Origin of the sequence: Paraburkholderia sp., assembly GCF_035948235.1 — a bacterium.
Classification (GTDB): domain Bacteria; phylum Pseudomonadota; class Gammaproteobacteria; order Burkholderiales; family Burkholderiaceae; genus Paraburkholderia.
On the sequence record NZ_DASZJJ010000295.1, the window covers coordinates 50,678 to 68,950 of the forward strand.

Annotated in this window: 14 protein-coding genes and 1 pseudogene; 5 read left to right on the forward strand and 10 right to left on the reverse strand. The window is 62.0% G+C overall.

Going from position 1 to position 18,273, the window contains the following annotated elements:
• Positions 1 to 38: 38 nt before the first annotated feature.
• From VG320_RS26300 to speB, 3 genes are all read right to left on the reverse strand, one after another.
• On the reverse strand, positions 39 to 1,559 hold the full coding sequence (locus tag VG320_RS26300) for a purine-cytosine permease family protein (RefSeq protein WP_327202994.1): 1,521 nt from the start codon (positions 1,557 to 1,559) through the stop codon (positions 39 to 41).
• 114 nt (positions 1,560 to 1,673) lie between these two features.
• The gene (locus VG320_RS26305; protein ID WP_327202995.1) at positions 1,674 to 3,188 is read right to left on the reverse strand and encodes an aldehyde dehydrogenase family protein; all 1,515 of its coding nucleotides are present in this window, start codon (positions 3,186 to 3,188) and stop codon (positions 1,674 to 1,676) included.
• 30 nt (positions 3,189 to 3,218) lie between these two features.
• A complete protein-coding gene (gene speB, locus VG320_RS26310; protein WP_327202997.1) occupies positions 3,219 to 4,193 on the reverse strand; it encodes an agmatinase in 975 nt (324 codons plus the stop codon).
• A gap of 166 nt (positions 4,194 to 4,359) precedes the next feature.
• Here speB and VG320_RS26315 point away from each other — a divergent pair, with 166 nt between their 5' ends.
• Positions 4,360 to 5,322, forward strand: a complete 963-nt coding sequence (locus tag VG320_RS26315) for a LysR family transcriptional regulator (RefSeq protein ID WP_327202998.1) — start codon at positions 4,360 to 4,362, stop codon at positions 5,320 to 5,322.
• Positions 5,323 to 5,340: 18 nt separating this feature from the next.
• Here VG320_RS26315 and VG320_RS26320 read toward each other — a convergent pair whose 3' ends face one another.
• Complete coding sequence (locus VG320_RS26320) at positions 5,341 to 6,300, reverse strand: LysR family transcriptional regulator (RefSeq protein ID WP_327202999.1); 960 nt, start codon at positions 6,298 to 6,300, stop codon at positions 5,341 to 5,343.
• A gap of 100 nt (positions 6,301 to 6,400) precedes the next feature.
• Between VG320_RS26320 and VG320_RS26325 the strand changes: the two genes are divergently transcribed.
• The gene (locus VG320_RS26325) at positions 6,401 to 7,708 is read left to right on the forward strand and encodes a D-serine ammonia-lyase (protein ID WP_327203000.1); all 1,308 of its coding nucleotides are present in this window, start codon (positions 6,401 to 6,403) and stop codon (positions 7,706 to 7,708) included.
• Here VG320_RS26325 and VG320_RS26330 read toward each other — a convergent pair.
• From VG320_RS26330 to VG320_RS26350, 5 genes are all read right to left on the reverse strand, one after another.
• A complete protein-coding gene (locus VG320_RS26330) occupies positions 7,696 to 8,652 on the reverse strand; it encodes a hypothetical protein (RefSeq protein WP_414696125.1) in 957 nt (318 codons plus the stop codon). The genes VG320_RS26325 and VG320_RS26330 overlap by 13 nt on opposite strands.
• A 58-nt stretch (positions 8,653 to 8,710) precedes the next feature.
• Positions 8,711 to 10,189 (reverse strand): TolC family protein, encoded by a 1,479-nt coding sequence (locus VG320_RS26335; RefSeq protein ID WP_327203002.1) that lies wholly within the window; start codon positions 10,187 to 10,189, stop codon positions 8,711 to 8,713.
• A gap of 4 nt (positions 10,190 to 10,193) precedes the next feature.
• Positions 10,194 to 11,372, reverse strand: a complete 1,179-nt coding sequence (locus VG320_RS26340; protein ID WP_327203003.1) for an HlyD family secretion protein — start codon at positions 11,370 to 11,372, stop codon at positions 10,194 to 10,196.
• The gene (locus VG320_RS26345; RefSeq protein ID WP_327203004.1) at positions 11,373 to 11,771 is read right to left on the reverse strand and encodes a DUF3302 domain-containing protein; all 399 of its coding nucleotides are present in this window, start codon (positions 11,769 to 11,771) and stop codon (positions 11,373 to 11,375) included. It abuts the gene before it with no gap.
• 66 nt (positions 11,772 to 11,837) lie between these two features.
• A complete protein-coding gene (locus VG320_RS26350) occupies positions 11,838 to 12,308 on the reverse strand; it encodes a hypothetical protein (protein WP_327203005.1) in 471 nt (156 codons plus the stop codon).
• Between the two features lie 290 nt (positions 12,309 to 12,598).
• Between VG320_RS26350 and VG320_RS26355 the strand changes: the two genes are divergently transcribed.
• The 3 genes from VG320_RS26355 to VG320_RS26365 all read left to right on the forward strand — a co-directional run bounded on the left by VG320_RS26355 (position 12,599) and on the right by VG320_RS26365 (position 17,615).
• On the forward strand, positions 12,599 to 13,387 hold the full coding sequence (locus VG320_RS26355; RefSeq protein WP_327203006.1) for an EAL domain-containing protein: 789 nt from the start codon (positions 12,599 to 12,601) through the stop codon (positions 13,385 to 13,387).
• Positions 13,388 to 13,590: 203 nt separating this feature from the next.
• Positions 13,591 to 14,259, forward strand: coding sequence for a response regulator transcription factor (locus VG320_RS26360; RefSeq protein WP_327203007.1), 669 nt, complete (start codon positions 13,591 to 13,593; stop codon positions 14,257 to 14,259).
• Positions 14,256 to 17,615 (forward strand): ATP-binding protein, encoded by a 3,360-nt coding sequence (locus VG320_RS26365; protein ID WP_327203008.1) that lies wholly within the window; start codon positions 14,256 to 14,258, stop codon positions 17,613 to 17,615. The genes VG320_RS26360 and VG320_RS26365 overlap by 4 nt, the downstream gene beginning before the upstream one ends.
• Before the next feature lie 518 nt (positions 17,616 to 18,133).
• Here the strand turns inward: VG320_RS26365 and VG320_RS31235 are convergent.
• A pseudogene (locus VG320_RS31235) lies at positions 18,134 to 18,273 on the reverse strand (MFS transporter); the annotation flags it as partial.

Genomic DNA, 18,273 nt, shown 5'->3' on the forward strand with positions numbered 1-18,273 from the left:
GATTTCCTGATTCGTTGTCCTGATTACCAAGGCGTTTTTTAAAAACGCTGTTCGCCCGTTGTGTATTGAGGCATGGTCTTTTCAATGTGCGCGATGATGGCGTCCTCGCGGCGAAGATCGAGGGAGCGGCTCAGCAGGTAATACGCGATGCCCGACACGAACAACCCGACCAGCCATGCCAGGTCCACGCTGCCCATCGCCCGCGCAAACGGGCCGACATAGACTTCATTGGCGCCATCGAAGATGCAGAAGAACGGGACCATCGCGGCGAACCCGATCGCGTATGACATCAGCCCTCGCACTCCCCATGTGCCGTAAATGTTGTTATGTGGCAGGAAGAAGTGCGGAATCGCATAGCGGCCACGGCGCACGAAGAAGTAGTCCGTGAGGTTCACGGCGGTCCACGGAACGAGGAAGTAAAGCATTACAACCAGATAGATGTTCAGCACCGATAGCCCCTTGCCTGACGTATAGATGCTGAGTGCGACGCCCAGCTGGAGCAGCACGACGAAGAAAATAGCCAGCACACGCACTCTGGCCGTGGGCTCGATCTTCCGGAACGAATCGACGCCGGTGATTGCCGTGAGCTTGGCGCTGTAGATGTTCATCGCGATCACAGGCAAAAACGCCACGATCGTCACCGCCACCACCACACTGCCCAGGCGCGGCGACAGATCGCTGCCCACCTGGTTGAGCGCGACGAGCACGTCCGTGGCGTGCAGATGGTCGCCCAGCCAGCCACCCACCGCGATCATCCACGCCCCCGAAAGCGACGCCCCAAGGAACACGGCGGCGATCAGCCTGCCGCTTGGCGTGTTTTTCGGCAGATAACGCGAATAGTCGGATACATAAGGCGCGTAAGCAATGTTATAGCTGGCCGCAGCGGCGAACTGCGTGATGAAGCCGGTCCAGACGAAACCGAGCGGCGCAGGCGCGGGCGTGCCGGGCGCGACTGCCGGCAGCGGCGCATCGGGGACCCAGTGCAGGAGGATCGCGAGCGTGACAAAGCCATATAGCGGCAGCGAAAGATACAGCGCCCACTTGAAGCTGCGATGCATCCAGTCGTGGCCGAGAATGGCCAGCACCGTCGCCGGCACCGTAACAACCAGGGCAACCTTGAGCGGGTCCCAGCCGAACAGCGCCTTGAGGCCCTGCATCATCAACACGAGATTGACGATATTGAAACCGGCAAACACGAACAGCGTGGCGAGCAGTACGAGCACCACGCCGCGATAGCCGAACTGCGCGCGCGACTGGATCATCTGCGGCAGCCCCAGATGCGGGCCCTGCGAACCGTGGAACGCCATGAACAAGGTGCCGAACATGATGCCGAGCGTGCCCGCCACCGTCGTCCACAGCGCGCTCAAGCCTACGCTGGGTCCGACAAAGCCGATGGTCATGGTGAAGAACGTGAAATTGCCGAGAAACCAGAACGGTCCCTGCCGCGATAGCCGGTCGGTCCGCTCGCTTTCCGGAACGAAGTCGATCGAGCGTCCCTCGATCGCGCCGTGCTCGCTATCGGCGGCAATCGATGCCGCGACTCTGTCATTTGCTGCCATCGTGTGCCCCATGTCGTAATGGAGGATGCTGCGATAAGGCGAAGCGGCCCGCGTGCCGGGTTCATGCGCGCAGGGCCGCTCGCCGCGTGTTGACGAAGCGGGAGCGACGCGGCGTTACGCCTCGTTCAGCGTGATCCAGACGGCCTTCGTCTCCATCAGGGAATCGAGCTGCTCCGCGCCGAGATCCTTGCCGAAACCCGATTCCTTGAAGCCGCCAAACGGCATCGCAGGATCGATCGTGCTGTGCGCGTTCACGTACACGTTGCCCGCGCGCAGCTTCGGCACGAGGCCGTGCACGCGGTTCAGGTCGCGCGAATAGATCGCCGCAGCAAGGCCATAAGGCGACGCATTCGCCAGCGCAACAGCCTCATCGACATCGTCGAACGGTGCGCTCACCAGCACCGGGCCGAAGATTTCCTCCTGCACGATGCGCATATCCGCGCGGCAATGGGCGAAGATCGTGGGCGCCACGAAGTAGCCCGCGCCGTCCAGCCGGTTGCCGCCGCATACCAGTTCCGCACCCTCCTTGCGGCCCACATCGACATAGGACATCACACGCGCCTTCTGCTGTGCCGATACGAGCGGGCTGATAAAGCAGTCGCGATCTAGCCCGGGAGCGATTGTCAGCGTGCGCGTATAGTCGATCAGTTCGGCGAGGAAGCGGTCGTGAATGCCGCGCTGCACATAGAGCCGGCTGCCCGCGTCGCACACCTGCCCTGCATTGAAGAACATGCCGTTCGCCACGCCGCGCACAGCGGCCGCAATGTCCGCATCGTCGAGCACCAGCACCGGCGATTTGCCGCCCAGCTCAAGCGTGACGCGCTTGATGCCCGCTACCGCCGCGCCGCCGACGTCGCGGCCCACCGCCGTCGAGCCGGTGAAGGTCAATTTGTCGATGCCGGGGTGACGCGCCATCGCCGCGCCGATCACGTTGCCGCGTCCGGTCACGACATTCACGACGCCCTCCGGAAAGCCCGCTTCCTGCACAAGCTGGGCAAAACGCAGCGTCGAAAGCGACGTCAATTCCGCGGGCTTGATCACGGCCGTGCACCCCACCGCAAGTGCAGCGGCAAGTTTCCAGGCCAGCGTTTGCAGCGGGAAATTCCACGGCACGATGATGCCGACCACACCCACGGGTTCCTTGCGCGTGTACGCAAGGTAGTGGCCCGGCAGCGAAGGCTCGACGGTGCGTCCGTGCAGTTTGGAGGCCCAGCCTGCGAAATAACGAAACGTATCGATAGTGCCCTGCACATCCACGTCGCGTGCGTGGCTCACCGACTTGCCGACATCGATCGATTCGATCTCGGCGAGTTCGTCGGCGTGCGCTTCGATCAGATCGGCAAGCCGGTGCAGCAACCGTTCGCGTTCAAGCGGCTTGAGGCGTCGCCATGCACCGTTATCGAACTGCGCGCGCGCCGCCGCTACCGCGCGCTCGAGATCCGCCGTCGTGGCAAGCGGTATCTGCGTGATGACGCCTTCTGTGGAGGGCTCGACGACGTCGAGCGTCTCGCCTTCGCCGCCGCTCACGAATGCGCCGCCGATATACATGCGCTGCGCTTGATCGAGAAAGCGCTTCGTGTCCTCGCGCACGCCAAACCGCTCCAGATAATGTCGTACCGTCGCTTCCAATGTCGTCTCCTGATTGTGCTGGCGTCCGTCTCAACGACGGCGCTTGCTGCGTTCGTGAAAGATGAAGCCAATCGAATTCATCAGAAGCTGCGCCGCGAGAATCGGCGTGACGCCTGCGGGATCGTACGCAGGCGCGACCTCCACGAGATCCATGCCGACCACGTTGCCGCCGCTGCGGCGCACGATGGCCTGGATGATTTCCAGAACTTCGTAGTACGTAAAACCGCCGTGGCTCGGCGTGCCGGTGCCAGGCGCAATCGATGGATCGAATCCGTCGATGTCGATCGTGATGTAGTACGCGGCGCAGTCAGGAATGCGCTCCAGCACGCCCTGCGTGCCGAGCCGGCGCACGTCGCGCACCGAGAGAATGTCGGAACCCGCCGCGCGCGCCGCATCGTAGTCGCTACGGTTAGACGAGGACACGTTGCGAATACCCAGTTGCGTCATGCCGACGATGTGCTCCATTTCCGAAGCGCGCCGCAACGGGTTGCCATGCCCATAGCGCACACCGTGCCGTTCGTCGACGAAATCCAGATGCGCGTCGAAGTGAATAATGTGAATCGGGCCGCGTCCCTCGAATGCCTTCATCACGGGCGCGTGAATGGAATGATCGCCGCCGAGCGTCACGGGCATGGCGCCGCACGCAAGAATCTTGCGAACTGCAGCTTCGATATTGGCATTGCTCGACGCCATATCGGTATGAACAATGTCGGCGTCGCCCACGTCCACCATGCGCAACTGCTCGCGCGTCAGGTAGAGCGCGTCGTCTTCGTGGTCGTAGGCGCCAGAGTGCCCGAACGAAAACAGCGTCGAGGCTTCCCGGATGCTGCGCGGGCCGAAGCGCGCGCCGGAGCGCCATTGCGTGCCCATGTCGTTGGGCGCGCCAAGGATCGCGACATCGGCGTCGATACGGTCCCAGTCGAGACAGACCGGCGACTTCGCGAACGTGCAATGTCCGACGAAAGGCAGGTCGAGCCGCCCGGTTTCGTAGGTGTTGGCCTGCATGAGTGTCTCCAGTTTGGATGCGTCGAGAGATCGATGACCGCCAGGGATTTTTTCGGGCAGTCATTCTGGGAGACACTATGGGCGGATTATTTTTGGTCGAAAATCCCGGCTAACAGATGTATATATCGGAATTTCCGAAGCAAGCGATGGCGGGAGAACAAGAACGATGGTTCAGCTTCAGGACGTGGATCTCAAGCTACTCAGGGTTTTCATGCATGTCGTGCGATGCGGCGGCTTTTCCGCTGCCCAGGCAAGCCTGAACGTCAGCCAGTCGACGATCAGCGAGCAGATGACCACGCTCGAAACGCGGCTCGGCCTCAAGCTGTGCGAGCGGGGCCGCAGCGGCTTCCGTCTCACGGAACATGGCATCGCGACCTATGAGGCGGCCCAGCGCCTGCAGGTGGCGGTCGAGGCGTTCTGCATGGACACCGACGCGTTGAAGCAGCATATTGCCGGGCGGCTGTATCTGGGCATCATCGACAACACCGTGACGGACTCCACCGCGTTATTGCCGCAAACCCTCAAGAAGTTCGTGTCGAGGGGTCACGACGTTCATGTCGACGTTTATATCGGCACGCCTGCCGAGCTGGAGGAACGCGTGCTGGACGGGCGGTTGCATGTCGCGATCGGCCATTTCCCGATTCATGTGCCGGGCCTGAACTACTTCGATCTCTATCTCGAACCCGACGGGCTCTATTGCGGTAAGGGTCACGCGCTATTCGATGCGGCGCTTGACGGCGATGTGCCGCAGGAGGCGCTGGCAGCGAGCCGCATCGTCGCGCGCGGCTATTATCAGCAGCACGATCTGAAAATGCTGAGTGCGAGCAAAGCGGCGGCAACGGTGGACAATGTCGAAGCCCAGGCCATATTGATTCTCTCGGGCGCGTATATCGGCTTTCTGCCCACGCACTACGCCGCGCACTGGGTGGAGCGTGGCGAGATGCGGCAGATCGGCCCCGGGCGTTACGGCATGCAATCGCCCTTTTGTGCGGCGACGCGCAAGGCCACGGCCCCGCCAGCGATTCTCAATGTGTTCATGACCGATCTGCACGAGAGTTTTCTGGACCGGCGTCCGGATACGGCCGCTGCTGGCCGCAGCGAAACCCGCAGGGCGCCCCCGCGCCGATAGACACAAGGCGGCCGGGACTCAACGCGACGACAAACGCGCGCGTCCGAACAGCAGCGAGCGAGTTTTGACGAACCGCTCGCATTCCTGCTTCAGCCAGGCCGCAAAAACACCTGCACGACGATCTCCGGACCGCTGGGAGAGCAGCACATAGCGCGCCGGCGCGCGCACCGCACGGCCAAAAACATTGACCAGCCGCCCGCTGCGGATTTCATCATGAACCAGCGCCGCGCGGCCCATCGCCACGCCCTGATGGCTCAACGCCGCACTAATCGCGAGGCTGGAAAAATTGAATTGCGGCCCGTCGATTTGCGCCAGCCACTCTGGGTGGACCGCTTCCAGCCAGGTTCGCCACTCGCAGAACGGCTCCGCTCCGGACCACGGCGCGGCATCGTGCAGCAGCACTGCGCCGTCCAGCGAAACGCCCGCCGCGAGCTTCGGATGCAGCGCCAGATATTCAGGCGTGGCGACCGGCACGAGGTACTCGTCCATCAGGATCTCGGCCTGCAAACGCCGGTAACGCGCCGCATCGTAGCGAATGGCGATGTCAATATCCGCCGCTTCCATCGACAGCCGGTCCAGCGCCTGGAACTCCGCCATCAGGCGCACCGGCACCTCCTCGTGCTGCTGCATGAAGGTGCCTAGCCGTGGCATCAGCCATTGAAGCGCGAACGAAGGCAGGCAACTGACCTGCAGCGGTGCTGCTGGCAAGGCGAGCCGCTGCAGCGTCTGGCCGATATCGTTGAGCGCGCGAGCCGTGGTTTCCAGCAGCGCCGCGCCCTCGCGCGTGAGTTTGAGACTGCGCGCCTGGCGCACAAACAGCGGATAGCCGAGCCGATCTTCCAGATGACGCATCTGCTGACTCACCGCGCTTTGCGACAGGCTCAACGACTCAGCAGCGCGGGTAAAACTGAGGTGACGGCCCGCCGCCTCGAAGCAGCGCAGTGCACCAAGCAATGACGCGTCGATCTTCGTTAGCATAAGACTAGCTAATGTGATGATTAGAAATGGTCGCTGTTTTTATAGCAGATTTATCGCCAGAATGGCCGCTTCTTCATCTTTCCATGGATTAACCGCTCTTATGGAAGCCATTCTCGATCCGGCCTTGCTAAAGAATCTCCAGGCCCGGCAGCCTCTACTCTGGCTCAATCCCAGGCTGGGTCAGCCGCTGCCGGCATCGGCGCCACAAGCCGCACTGATCGCCGACGCAGAAGCCCGGTTCGCGCGATTCGCGCCGCTCCTGGCCACCTTGTTCCCGGCACTCGTGGCCACCGGTGGCCAGATCGAATCGCCTCTCATGCCGGCCGAGCCGCTGCGGCACGCGTTGGGAGCGCAAGCCCACGCAAACGACGCCTGGTTCATCAAGCGCGACGACGCGCTCCCCGTGACCGGATCGATCAAGGGGCGCGGCGGATTTCATGAAATCCTCGCGTTGGCCGAGTCCATCGCCCTTGAAGACGGCATGATCGACGCCAATGCGGATCTTCGTGTCCTTGCGGGCGAGAAAGCGCGTGCGCTGTTTGCGCGATATACGGTCGGCGTAGGCAGTACCGGCAATCTCGGCTTGAGCATCGGCGTGATGGCCAAGGCACTCGGCTTCGACGCGATCGTGCACATGTCCTCCGACGCGAAGGACTGGAAGAAGGCGCGGCTGCGCGAGCGCGTCGTGCGCGTGGTCGAGCACGACGGCGACTACGCCGAAGCGGTGGCAGCCGGACGCAAGCAGGCGCTCGAATCGCCGTTCGGCTACTTCGTCGACGACGAACGCTCCGAGATGCTTTTTTTCGGCTATGCGACGGCTGCCCGCTATCTGGCGCAGCAGCTCGCCGATGCTGGCCGCACCGTCGACGCGGCGCACCCGCTTTTCGTCTATCTGCCCTGCGGTGTTGGCGGAGCGCCGGGCGGCATCACCTTCGGCCTCAAGGCGCTGTTTGGCGAGCATGTGCATTGTTTCTTCGCCGAGCCCGTTGCATCGCCGTGCATGCTGGTGCAGTTGGCGTCTGGAGGCGATGCGCCACTGTCCGTCTACGACATCGGACTCGACAACCGTACCGATGCCGACGGCCTGGCGGTCGGCCTGGCCTCCACGCTCGCAGCACCGCTGATGGCCAGCCAGCTATCTGGAGTCCTGACTGTTTCCGACGCACAGCTTTACGCTCACCTGCTTGCGCTACACACGGCGCTGGACGTGGAAATCGAACCGTCTTCCGCTGCAGCAGCAGGCGCACCGATTTGGCTAAGCGAAACGCCTGCCGGGCAAGCGTATGTGCGCGAACATGAAATCGACATGCGAAGCGCAACCCATGTCATCTGGACTACGGGCGGCTCGCAGGTTCCTCAGGCCGAACATCGGCGCTTCAGGACTATTGCCGAAAATCACCAGCGATAGCCGATACCGGCCAGAATCACATCGGTATCACGGTCATAGCGTGTCACGACGCGGTTCCACTCGAGCCGCGCGTCCCAGTGAGGACCAAAGCGGTACGACCCGGCGATCGTGACGAGACCCGAGAATTTTCCGGCGCCCGGTCCCGGCGACTCGCTGTTCTCGTTTTCGTTGATCGCGTAGTACGCTCCTGCGCCGACACCCAGCGTGACTTTGTCGTCGATGAACGCCCGCGTGAGCCAAAGCTGGCTGGTCAGGCCGTCGCGGCGCGCAATTTTGCTGCTGCCTTCGTGCAGATAGCCGAAGGTCCAGTCCAGATACCGCGCGAGACCCCGGCGGTACTCGATGGCGCCGGCCAACGCGGCGGGGGAACTGGTCGAGTTCACGATCGTCTTGCCGCCATATAAGGCGACCTCGTTCTGTGTCACGTTGGCCGACGAACCTGCCGCCCATGCGCGCGGCCCTGGCGTGTCGGGCGCGTCCAGTTGATACCCCACGCCCAGCATGACGCCGGTGGAGTCAGGGCCACGCTGCACGTGAACGCGATTCAGTTGCAACTGGGTGACCCAGCGGCTGGAGGCGTACCAGGAAGCGCGAACGCTATACACGATGCCCCAGCCGTGCACGTCCGAGTAGCTGCCCCCTTGCTGGGCCGTGGTCGTGTCGTAGTAGCGGTAAGGGCCAAGACCTGCCTGCAGCACGAACTGCGGGCTTCCCACCGGCACGCGCGCCCAGAACTGCACAAGCTGGCCGTCGCGATGATGATCGGGAATATGTCCTTCGTTAAGCCAGGTGAAACTGGCCGCGAAGTTCTTGCCCAGGCCTTCCTGATAGTTAAAGGCCCAGGTGTAGGTGTTGATGTTGCTGGCGCGCGAGCCACCACCGAACAGCGAGAATTCCTGCGCTTGCGCCTGCGGTGCAAAGCCGAGCCATAGCAGCGCGAGCAGGCATGCGCTCCTGGAGGGCGCTACAGCGCCTGCGCGCGGCTCAAGCCGCTTCGTGCTCTCATCGGCCCTGCCGGAGCATATCGTCACGGTCTACCCCCTTGGCTGCGATCGGGAAAGCGGCTGGCGTAGCGTCATCCGTGTTCGCACTGGCAACAGCCGCACGCTGCCAGTCGCCGCCCAGCGCGAGCAGCAAATCGACCCGTTGAGCAAGCTGGTCACTTAGTACGCCGACGAGATCCATCTGCGCCGTCAACATTGCTTGCCGGTCCTGCAGGACCTGACGTTCGTCCGCCGAGCCGATTCTCGCACGGGTCGCCGCCTGGCTCTCCAAAACCTGACACTCCTGCACGCGCGCCTGCAATTGCGTTGCGCGGGCAGACAAACTCGCTTCGGCCTGCAAGCCTGCCTCGACTTCGCTCAGTGCCTCCAGCGCGCTGTTGTCATAGGCGACGATTACCGCCTTCTGCTCTTCCGAATAATAATCGGCCTGTGCCTTAAGCTTTCCTCCCGTGAAAATGGGCGCGAGGAACGAGGCATTGACACCCGCGATCGGGCTACGAGAATCGACGAGGGACAGCACGTTGCTGCGGATGCCGGTAATGGCCGCGCTGATCGAGACGGTGGGCAGACGCGCGGCCTGCGCAGCCTGACGCTGGTCGAACGCCGCCGCAACACGCTCATACGCGGCGATCATGTCGGGCCTGCGCTCGATCAGTCTGGCCGGCAAGCCCGCGGGCGGCGCGGCCGGCAACGTCGGCAACGCCGCACCGGCCTGCATCTCCCCAGCCGGATAGCGGCCCAGCAGCAATTCCAGCGCCTGCGCCGCGCGGTTTCTGGCAAGCGTGGCTTTGGCGAGCGCGTCCTGATTCTCGCGCAACGTGTTTCGCGCCTGCTCGAGTTCCGATTGCGGCGCCGCGCCAATCGCCACCCGGCGGCCCTCGATATCGACGAGTTGCGCCTGGATGCCGACGATCTGCCCGAGCGTGTTTTCCAGTTGCGTGCATTTGATCAACGCGAACCAGGCTTTGGCCGTGGTGGCCGCCACCACGCGTTGCGCCCACACATAGTCGGCCTGGGACGCGATACGTTGAGAGTTCGCCGCGCGAGCCTGCGCGCGAATACGCCCCCACAGGTCCAGTTCCCAGCTCGCGCCGACCGAAACAATCTGCGACTCGGCCTGGCCGCCGCGCCCCCTGGCCCCCGCATTGGGCAGCAGCGCGCTGTCTTGCACGGCGACGAGGGCTTCTGCCTGCTGCACACGAATGGCGGCGATCGCCAGATCGCCGTTGTGGGTCATGGCCTCGCGCACCAGCGGGTTCAGCTCGTCATCGCCGAAGCCGGCAAGCCAGCCGTCAGCTGGGTCGCCCTGCACCGCCTGATTGGCCCATTGCCGATGCTCGCCCGACGCTCCCATCGCATGGAGTGCGAGATCCGATGCTGCCGGTGGCTTGTCGAGCGCACAGGCGTTCAGGAGTCCGACTGGAATTGTGATCGACAGGATTAACGCTTTGTTAAAGATCGATGGCATCGCGCTCATTCCCTTAATGCAGCTTGACCACGAGATAGTTCAACCTCGAACTCACGCGCACGAACACCATACGGATGATCTGTATCGCCTCGACGTGGTCGGTATAAATGGCGCCCGCGCCGATCGCACCCACCGGCAACCTGCGACCCTGCGATTCCCCGCTCAAGCTCAGTTTGACCGCGAATCGATTGGGACTGACCGCGGCCGCGCCGGTATTCGGCAACATGCCGCCTTGCGCGAACTGGCCTTGCGACTGGGCCCAGACAATCGAATCCACCTTCGCTTCGAGGATCGTTCCGGGACTCGTCGGCAGGTACACTTCCGCCGGATCGCCCTCACGAACATTGAACAGTTCGTTCTGGTCGTAGAAAGCGACCAGTTCCTCGTCGTCCTCAACGAAGCTGAATGCCGGTGTCAGCGGCAGCGGAACCAGCATCGTCCCAACACGGACCTGCAGATTCACCACCTGCCCATCGGCAGGCGCGCGATAGACCGTCTGCGCAAGCTGCCATTGGGCGTTTTCGAGCATGCTCAGGGTTTCTGCCCGACGAGCGCGCGCCGCGGCAATCGCGGCGAATTCGCCCTGGCTTGTCGCGGAAAGCTTTGCCTTCGTCGCGGCTTCCTCGGCGTTCGCGCTGATCCACTCGCCTTCCAGTTCGTGCTGGCGCGCCATGGCGTCGTCGCGATCGAATTTCGAACCGGCACCCGCCGCAAACAGCGCGTCCTGCTCGATCAGCCTTTGACGGGCGAGCGCCAGTGAGGCCGCCACGGTGCTGACCTTGCCGGCCTGACTGCGCGCCGAATCCTCAAGCTGACGGGCCGACGCCTCGGCCTCGGCGACGGCGGCGTCGTCCGCATGCAGTCGCGCTTCGAGTTGCTCCACCGTCAGTTCATAGGGCGCAGGATCGATGCGCAGCAGAACATCGCCCTTGCGGTAGTGCCGGTTGCCTTCCACCGGAATTTCGATGATGCGGCCTTTCACCTGAGGCACGACCTGTAGCACCTTGCCCATCACCCGGACTTCGTGCGTGGACGGCGCAACTACGTTGAGCGTCAGCACGAGCGACGTCAGCGCAACGATGGGGATCGTGAACGCGACCACCATGCTGACGACGTTCCACGGCAGCCATTTGAACTTGAAGAAAATCAGCCAGACGCACAAGGCGTAGAGACCTAGAATCAGGATTTCCATTTAGACCACGTCCTTATCGTCATCCGGCAGAGCCTTGTCCGTACCATAAGCGGCGCGATAGAACACCGGCTTGGTGTGCGCCCATAGCCATGCCAGCGGCCAAAGCAGGCCACCAAAAAACAGCGAAAGCAGACACAGCGCGTGAATGGCCTCTTTTTGCGGATGCTGCTTCTTTCTGGCCACTTTCTCCGGCAGGATATGCAGCATCCAGAAAACGTAAATGCCCGCGACGGGCACAACGGCGAGCACGATCCACGAAAGAAAATCGGCCGCGTGTTCCAGCGAAGTGCGCTCTATCGCGGCGAAAGCGGGCGTGCCAATGCCCAGCAGGATTGCGCCAACCAGCAGATAGCGTCGCGATTTGACCCATGCGGTCAGATTGCGCGGATAACAATTCATAAATTCAGATGATGAAAAAGAAAGGCTGTAATGAAATACAAGCGAAGCGGGAGCCACTGGCTAGCACTACAGGACCGGTGAAGGCATGTCGAAGGGGATTGATCGATCGAAACCTGGCAATCCTGACGAACCACGACTGGAAATCGCCCCCGTAAAAATCATCATTGGCACCGGCTCGTTGACGCCGAGCACGCGTGTCATTGCACCGGTGCTCTCGAGCCGGCCCAATACACCGTCGACGTTGCTGGCAACGCTCGAATGCACCGCTGCTGAATCGATCGCGTCGGGATGACGCCTGGCTGTCGCAGTGTCCCGAGACTTGACCGTGTAGAGCAGATCGTAGGGATTGGGCCGCTCGCCAGCGTAGTCCGTCGAGCGCGTTGCGACCTCCATCCAGAATCCAAAACCGTAACCTGCGCCGGGTGAAATACGCGCCCAGCCACTCTCGCAGACGGCCTGTGCCTGCGCCTGGCCGGCGCCCGCCATCACGGCAATCAACGCCAGTTTGCGTGCGGTGCTTCGTTGGTTCCCGTTCATTCGTGCAGATCCCTTCCAGTAGGCGGCATATCGCGCTTGGCGCTATGCGCATTTCAAACGTTTCGGCAGACAGGGAAATTTACGCAACGGGAGTCCGGCTCACTATCACAGGAATCAGAAAACGCAATTCGTGGCCAGACGTCTGGAGGTCCATCCAGGTGTTTCTAATTTATGTGATAGCGCCCACGCAGCGTGCCCAATATCCTCGAATAACAATGAATTTCAGACCGGGGAGACGGGACATGGTTGATTGCCAGCGGAGCGGTAAGATAAGAGAAGCGCAATCGCGCATGGTCCCGCTCAGCCCGGATCAGCCGTCATTCGAAGAAGACGCGGCGGTCGGCTCGCTGAAGCTGACTTACCAACCCATTGTCTGTGCGCGCTCTGGCGCACCGAAAGGCGCGGAAGCGATCGCGCACTGGTATGGCGGGCCCCATGTTCCGTCAAAAGCAACCGGTAACGCATCAGACTTCCCGGCACGAGAACTCGAACAGATCCTGGACCAAGGATGTGCTGAACTGGCTCGATGGCGACTCTGCACGCCGGAACCGGTGGCGCTGTCGATCGACATCTCGCTGGAACATATTCTCGGCAGCGATTTGAAGGCAATGGCTACCCGCTGCATTCGCCGGCATGCGATCCGTCCGGAAAACCTGAAATTTGAAATGTCCGAACCGCGTCTTGAGGACATGACGCAGACGCTCATCGCACGCCTGGCCGATTTGCGGCGCGTGGGCGTTGCCATCGTGCTCGACGATTTCGGCATCACGCCATCGTCGCTGTCGAGCCTGATCACGTTGCCGGTCAGCGGCCTCAAATTCGGTCAGCGCTTTACGAAGAACCTTCCGGCCAATGAGACGTCTGCGGCAATCGTGGCGAGCGTGGTGAGCCTTGCCCGTGATTTTGGTGTCTCCGTGGGCATTGATGGCGTCGAGACGGACGGCCAACTCTCGTGGCTGCGCCAGTTCGACAGCCTCCACGTACAAGGCACATTGATTTCAACGCCGCTTAGCGGCGAATCCCTTTTTTATCGGCTACTGCGTACGCCAAATGGCGGCGTATTTGCGCCTGTTGCGTGATGATCGCCCGCGGTCGAATTATCCGATGATTGAGTAGCTTGAATTCACTCTGCGACCCCAAATAATAAGGTGAACGAAAGTGCTAGAAAAAGTAAAGCTCGGGTAAACTCCATGTCTCAAAAATTTTCCATCCGGTCCGGCCTCGTCGATCGACGTCCTGTTTGTGGGCACCGACCCCATAATCGCCCTGCACCGCTCCCGCTTTGAATTCGATTTCCCAAACTCCCCGTACGGCCCCAACCGTTGCGATAGCAGACGATCATCCGATGATCCGGCTCGCGATCAAGGACGTTCTGCTTCCTCTGCGCGCTCATGAAGTTGTGATGTGCCAATCCGGCAAGGAACTGCTCGACGCGCTGGAGCGTCGCCGCTTCGATCTCGTGGTCACCGACTTCGCCATGGAGCGCGAGCAAGGCAGCGAGGACGGCCTGCGCCTGATCCAGCGAATCAGAAGCCGCTTTCCTGACACGCCGCTCGTCGTGTTCACCATGCTGACGAATCCAGGCTTGCTCTCGTGCATTCAGGCGGAAGGCGTGGCGGCAATCGTTGGGAAAACTGAAGATCCTGAAGTTCTGAGACGCGCCTGTCTCGACGCGATTTCCGGCGTGGCGTCAGGGCATCTTTCGGCAGCCATCGCCAGCAGGATTGCCAGCGCCGGCGGGCGGGCCGATGCACGCACGAGCGCGCTTTCGCCGAAGGAGATTGAAGTCGTGCGCCTGTTCGCGAGCGGCGATTCGCTGACCAAAATCGCCGCCGGTTTTCATCGTTCGCTCGCAACCATCGCGGCCCAAAAGAGATCGGCAATGGAAAAGCTGAATATCGCCAACAACGCGGATCTGATCGCCTACGCCCGCGACAACGGCCTTGCATGAAAAAGCCGGCCACTGCGCGATACAACGATTCACCGTTACGCGATTTCGATTCGATAGATAAGAGCCTGCAACGCGAACGGCGAGTCTTCTCTTTCGTCGTGCTGTTATTGGCGTTCGTCACGCTCGCGGTTGCGGCCGTTATTGTGCTGGTATGCCTGAACGACTCGCTGCGCGCCCAGGAGCAACTCGCGCGCCTTTATCAACAGGCGGTTGACGATACGATTCTGGAGAGTCGCAGCGCCCTCACTGCCTCGAATCTCATCCTGGGCCTGCGGGCCAGCGATCCGGCCCACGCCGATGACGGCAAGTCTGGCGAGGATCGTTGCCGGCGCGTGCAGGCTGGCGGCCCCGGCAACCTGATCGTGCAACAAAGCTGCAATGAAGCGGTCCACGTTTTAATCGCGGCGGGCCAGATGCCGTCGATCGAGGTCATCGCCGTGGCCGACGGCACAGCGTACCGCTACATCGATCCGCAGTCGGCCGCGGTGACCGATACCTCGCCCAGTCAGTCCATGTCCGCATCGACGATCATCGGCGCGGTGCTGGACCAATATCGGGCTGAAGGCGTCGCTCCGCTAGAAGCCGCGCGCGAGAAGCGCGTCGTCTGGCTGACGATCCCGTCCGCCGTGAAGGGTGCGAACCCGGAAATCGTCGGTGCTTCGCTGATCGCGAAAGACAACCGGATCTACGCGGTCGCGCTCACGCGCATCGCCCTGAACACCCTGCTCCAACGCGCCAGGCGCGGGCTTTCCATGCCCAATGCCATTTTCTTCGACAGTTTCAACAGCCCGCGTGCTCCGGCGAACAGGCTAGCCGACGCCGCACGGCTCGACCGCAGCATTCAGGCGCGCCAGGCCGGCGTGTTTCACTTCGTGCCGGGCTATGGCTGGGCGATGCGCTCGCCGCCGCTCGCAGCGGGTTTTGGCCGCCTCGTTTTCGTGCTGCCGCACGGCCAGCAGATTCATCGGATGGCAAGCGAACTACTGCTCGTCGGCGCCGTCGCCACGGCTATCCTCGTGCTGCTGTTTGCCATGTATCGACACTGGAACTACCGGTTCCTCGTCGTGACCTATGAGGAGGCCGCACGAGCCGTCGAGAGCGAAATGCTCAATCATCTCCTCGTGCACGCAACGCCAGTTGGCCTGTGTATCGTGCGTCGAGAAACGCTTGAAATCAGCGTATCGAATCAGATCGCACGCGACGTGCTCGGTCTGGGCCCACAGGAAACAGCGCTACCACCGACACTGCGCACGGTGCTCGACGCTCATCTTGGCGCGCAGGACACAAGCCCCGACTCAAGCGGGTTATTCCAGATCCCGTTTACCCTGAACCGCGATGGAATCAGCCCGGTCCATCTGGAGATCACGTATGCAACGGCGGAGGTCAGGCACGAGGCCGTGCTGTTCTGCGCCATCGTCGACGTCACCGAGCACCACCACTCGAATCAGTTGCTCAGGCAAGCCAAACTCGCGAGCGATGCGGCGGCGAAAGCCAAGCTTTCGTTCTTCGCATCCATGAGCCACGAAATACGCACGCCGCTTTCTTCGCTGGTCGGCAATATCGAACTCGTTTCCATGGGGCCGCTGCAAGCCGAGCAACGCGAACGCGTGCGGGCCATGCAGGTCTCGGCCGAAGGCTTGCTGCAGGTGGTCAACGATGTGCTCGACTTCTCCAGGATCGATGTCGGCGCGTTGAGTATCGTGGAAGCCCCTGGATCGCTGACTGAACTGCTTGAGCGCATTGCCTCGTCGCACGCGCGCGAAGCCAGCAAACGCGGGCTCAATCTGCACGCGGTGTTCGATCGGCACATCCCTGACGAACTCTCTTTCGATTCTGTGCGCGTGGCGCAGATCGTCAATAACCTGCTGAACAATGCGCTGAAATTCACCCATTCCGGCAAGGTCGTATTGCGGGCGCACTGGCGCGCGCAGGGCATCGAGATCGAAGTGTCCGATACCGGCATCGGCATTCCCCGCGACCAGCAGCAAGGCCTTTTCCGGCCGTTTTCGCAGGCAAGCTCGAATCGCTTCGCCCAGGCGCGCGGGACCGGTCTCGGCCTGTCGATCTGCGCAAAGTTATGCGAACTCATGGGAGGACGCATCACGCTCGACAGCATGCCGAACATGGGCACGCGCGTGAGCGCCCATCTGCCGCTCAAGGCGACGAAGCCCGCAAGCGGGGCGGTCAGACCGCACAACCTGCCGCCTGGGCGCATCGCTGTGCTATTTCGGGCTCCAGAACATTATGAAGCGTTACTCCAGTTATTCGACTGGAGCGCGGGCGCACCGGTCGCGATCCCGGATCTGGACAGCGCAGGCGACAACGATGCCTACGATTGCCTGGTGGTGACCGAAGAATTCGATGCGCTGGCCGTGGCCGACTGGTACGCAAAACCGGCTTCGATCGTCTGGATCAGGCAACAAGGTCCGTTGCTTGCCACAACACGCGCGGACGGCAGCCAGGAGGTATCGAGGTATAGCCGCACGGGCATCCAGACCGCGCTCGATGCCGCCATATCGGGGGCAACGACATCGGGAGCAGCGAGCCAGCCTCGCGAGGCCGGTCGTGCGCGCCCCCCCGGCGTCAGTCATAGCGCGCAGAGGCCGCTGGACGGCCTGCGTGTACTGATCGCCGAAGACAACCAGCTAAATCGCAGCCTGCTTCGCGATCAGTTATCCGTTCTGGGGGCACACGTACGCGAGACCGGCAACGGTTACGAAGCGCTCGCCACATTGGCGAAAGAACACTTGGATGCTGTTCTGACCGATATCGACATGCCCGGCATGAATGGTTTCGATCTGCTGCGCGAGATCCGCAGTCGTGGAATGCGGATGCCCGTCTACGCCGTAAGTGCAAGCACGCGCCCCGAAGACGTTGCGAAGGGACGCGCGACAGGCTTTGCGGACTACTTCACCAAGCCCGTCGCACTCAGCGTGCTGGCTCGTGAACTGGGAGCGGGCCCTCGCGCAAGCTACGACCTTAGCCCGCAGCCATCCAGCCACGCCCTTGAAAGCGGCGAGCAGGATATCCCCGATATTCCGCACCTGCCCGCCGACTATGCCGAAGCCTTCCTTGGCCAGACTGAAGCCGATATTCAGGCCTATGCGAACGCGCTGGCGAATCACGACGTCGGCAGCCTCGAACGATTGCTTCACCGCATTTCGGGAACACTTGCCGTGGTCGAGAATTCCGGGCTACTCGCCTTGAGTCAGGACTTGCGCGACCAGCTCCAGGAAGCCGGAAGCTGGAACGAAGAAATCGAATCCCAGTCGGCATTCATTCTGCAAGCGTTGACCCAGATGTGCGAGCGTGTAAAGGCAGACGCAGCACTCGCCGATACAGACCCTACCCTTTGATACGGGCAGCGGGGCTTGCTGCCTGGCGAGCACCGCGCGTCATTCTCCGATTCTAAGTTCTACGATTGCGGGCGCTTCGCTCAAGCCGCAATATGATCACGACAGCTGCAGCGATCAAACAGCAGATCTGTCCAGTCACGCAAGTGAACTCTCCTTTTCGCGCCCGCCTCCGTGCGGGCGCCTTTTTCCGGATCACCGCAGGAAAATGGCCGTATCTGGATACGATTCATATTAATTCGTTATCCAGAATATTTTCCTTTGCTAATGACGATGATCCGCTCGACAGGATAGAGAATGAATCAACGCCCACGCCTTTTTAAATTCAAGCGCTTCTCACTGGCTCTGGCGCTGGCCTCGGCTGCAGCGATCTGCGTCGCGCAGAGCGCCCATGCACAGGTCGTGTACCTCATCTGCGGACGGCTTTTAAGTGGCGGCGCTGCGGATGGTCTGCGCGGAATCGTCGGCCTGGCGGCGGTTTTCCTCGACGAGCGTGTTGGCGACGAAGGCCAGTGCGGGTGCGCAATCGTGCCGATAAAGGCCAGCGCCCACACGAACGAACCCGTCGCGCTCACGATCATGCCGACGACCAGCGGCGTGATGATGCCTGCGAGGTTGGCGGCCAGGTTGAAGATGCCGCCCGTCAGGCCGAGCATGCCGG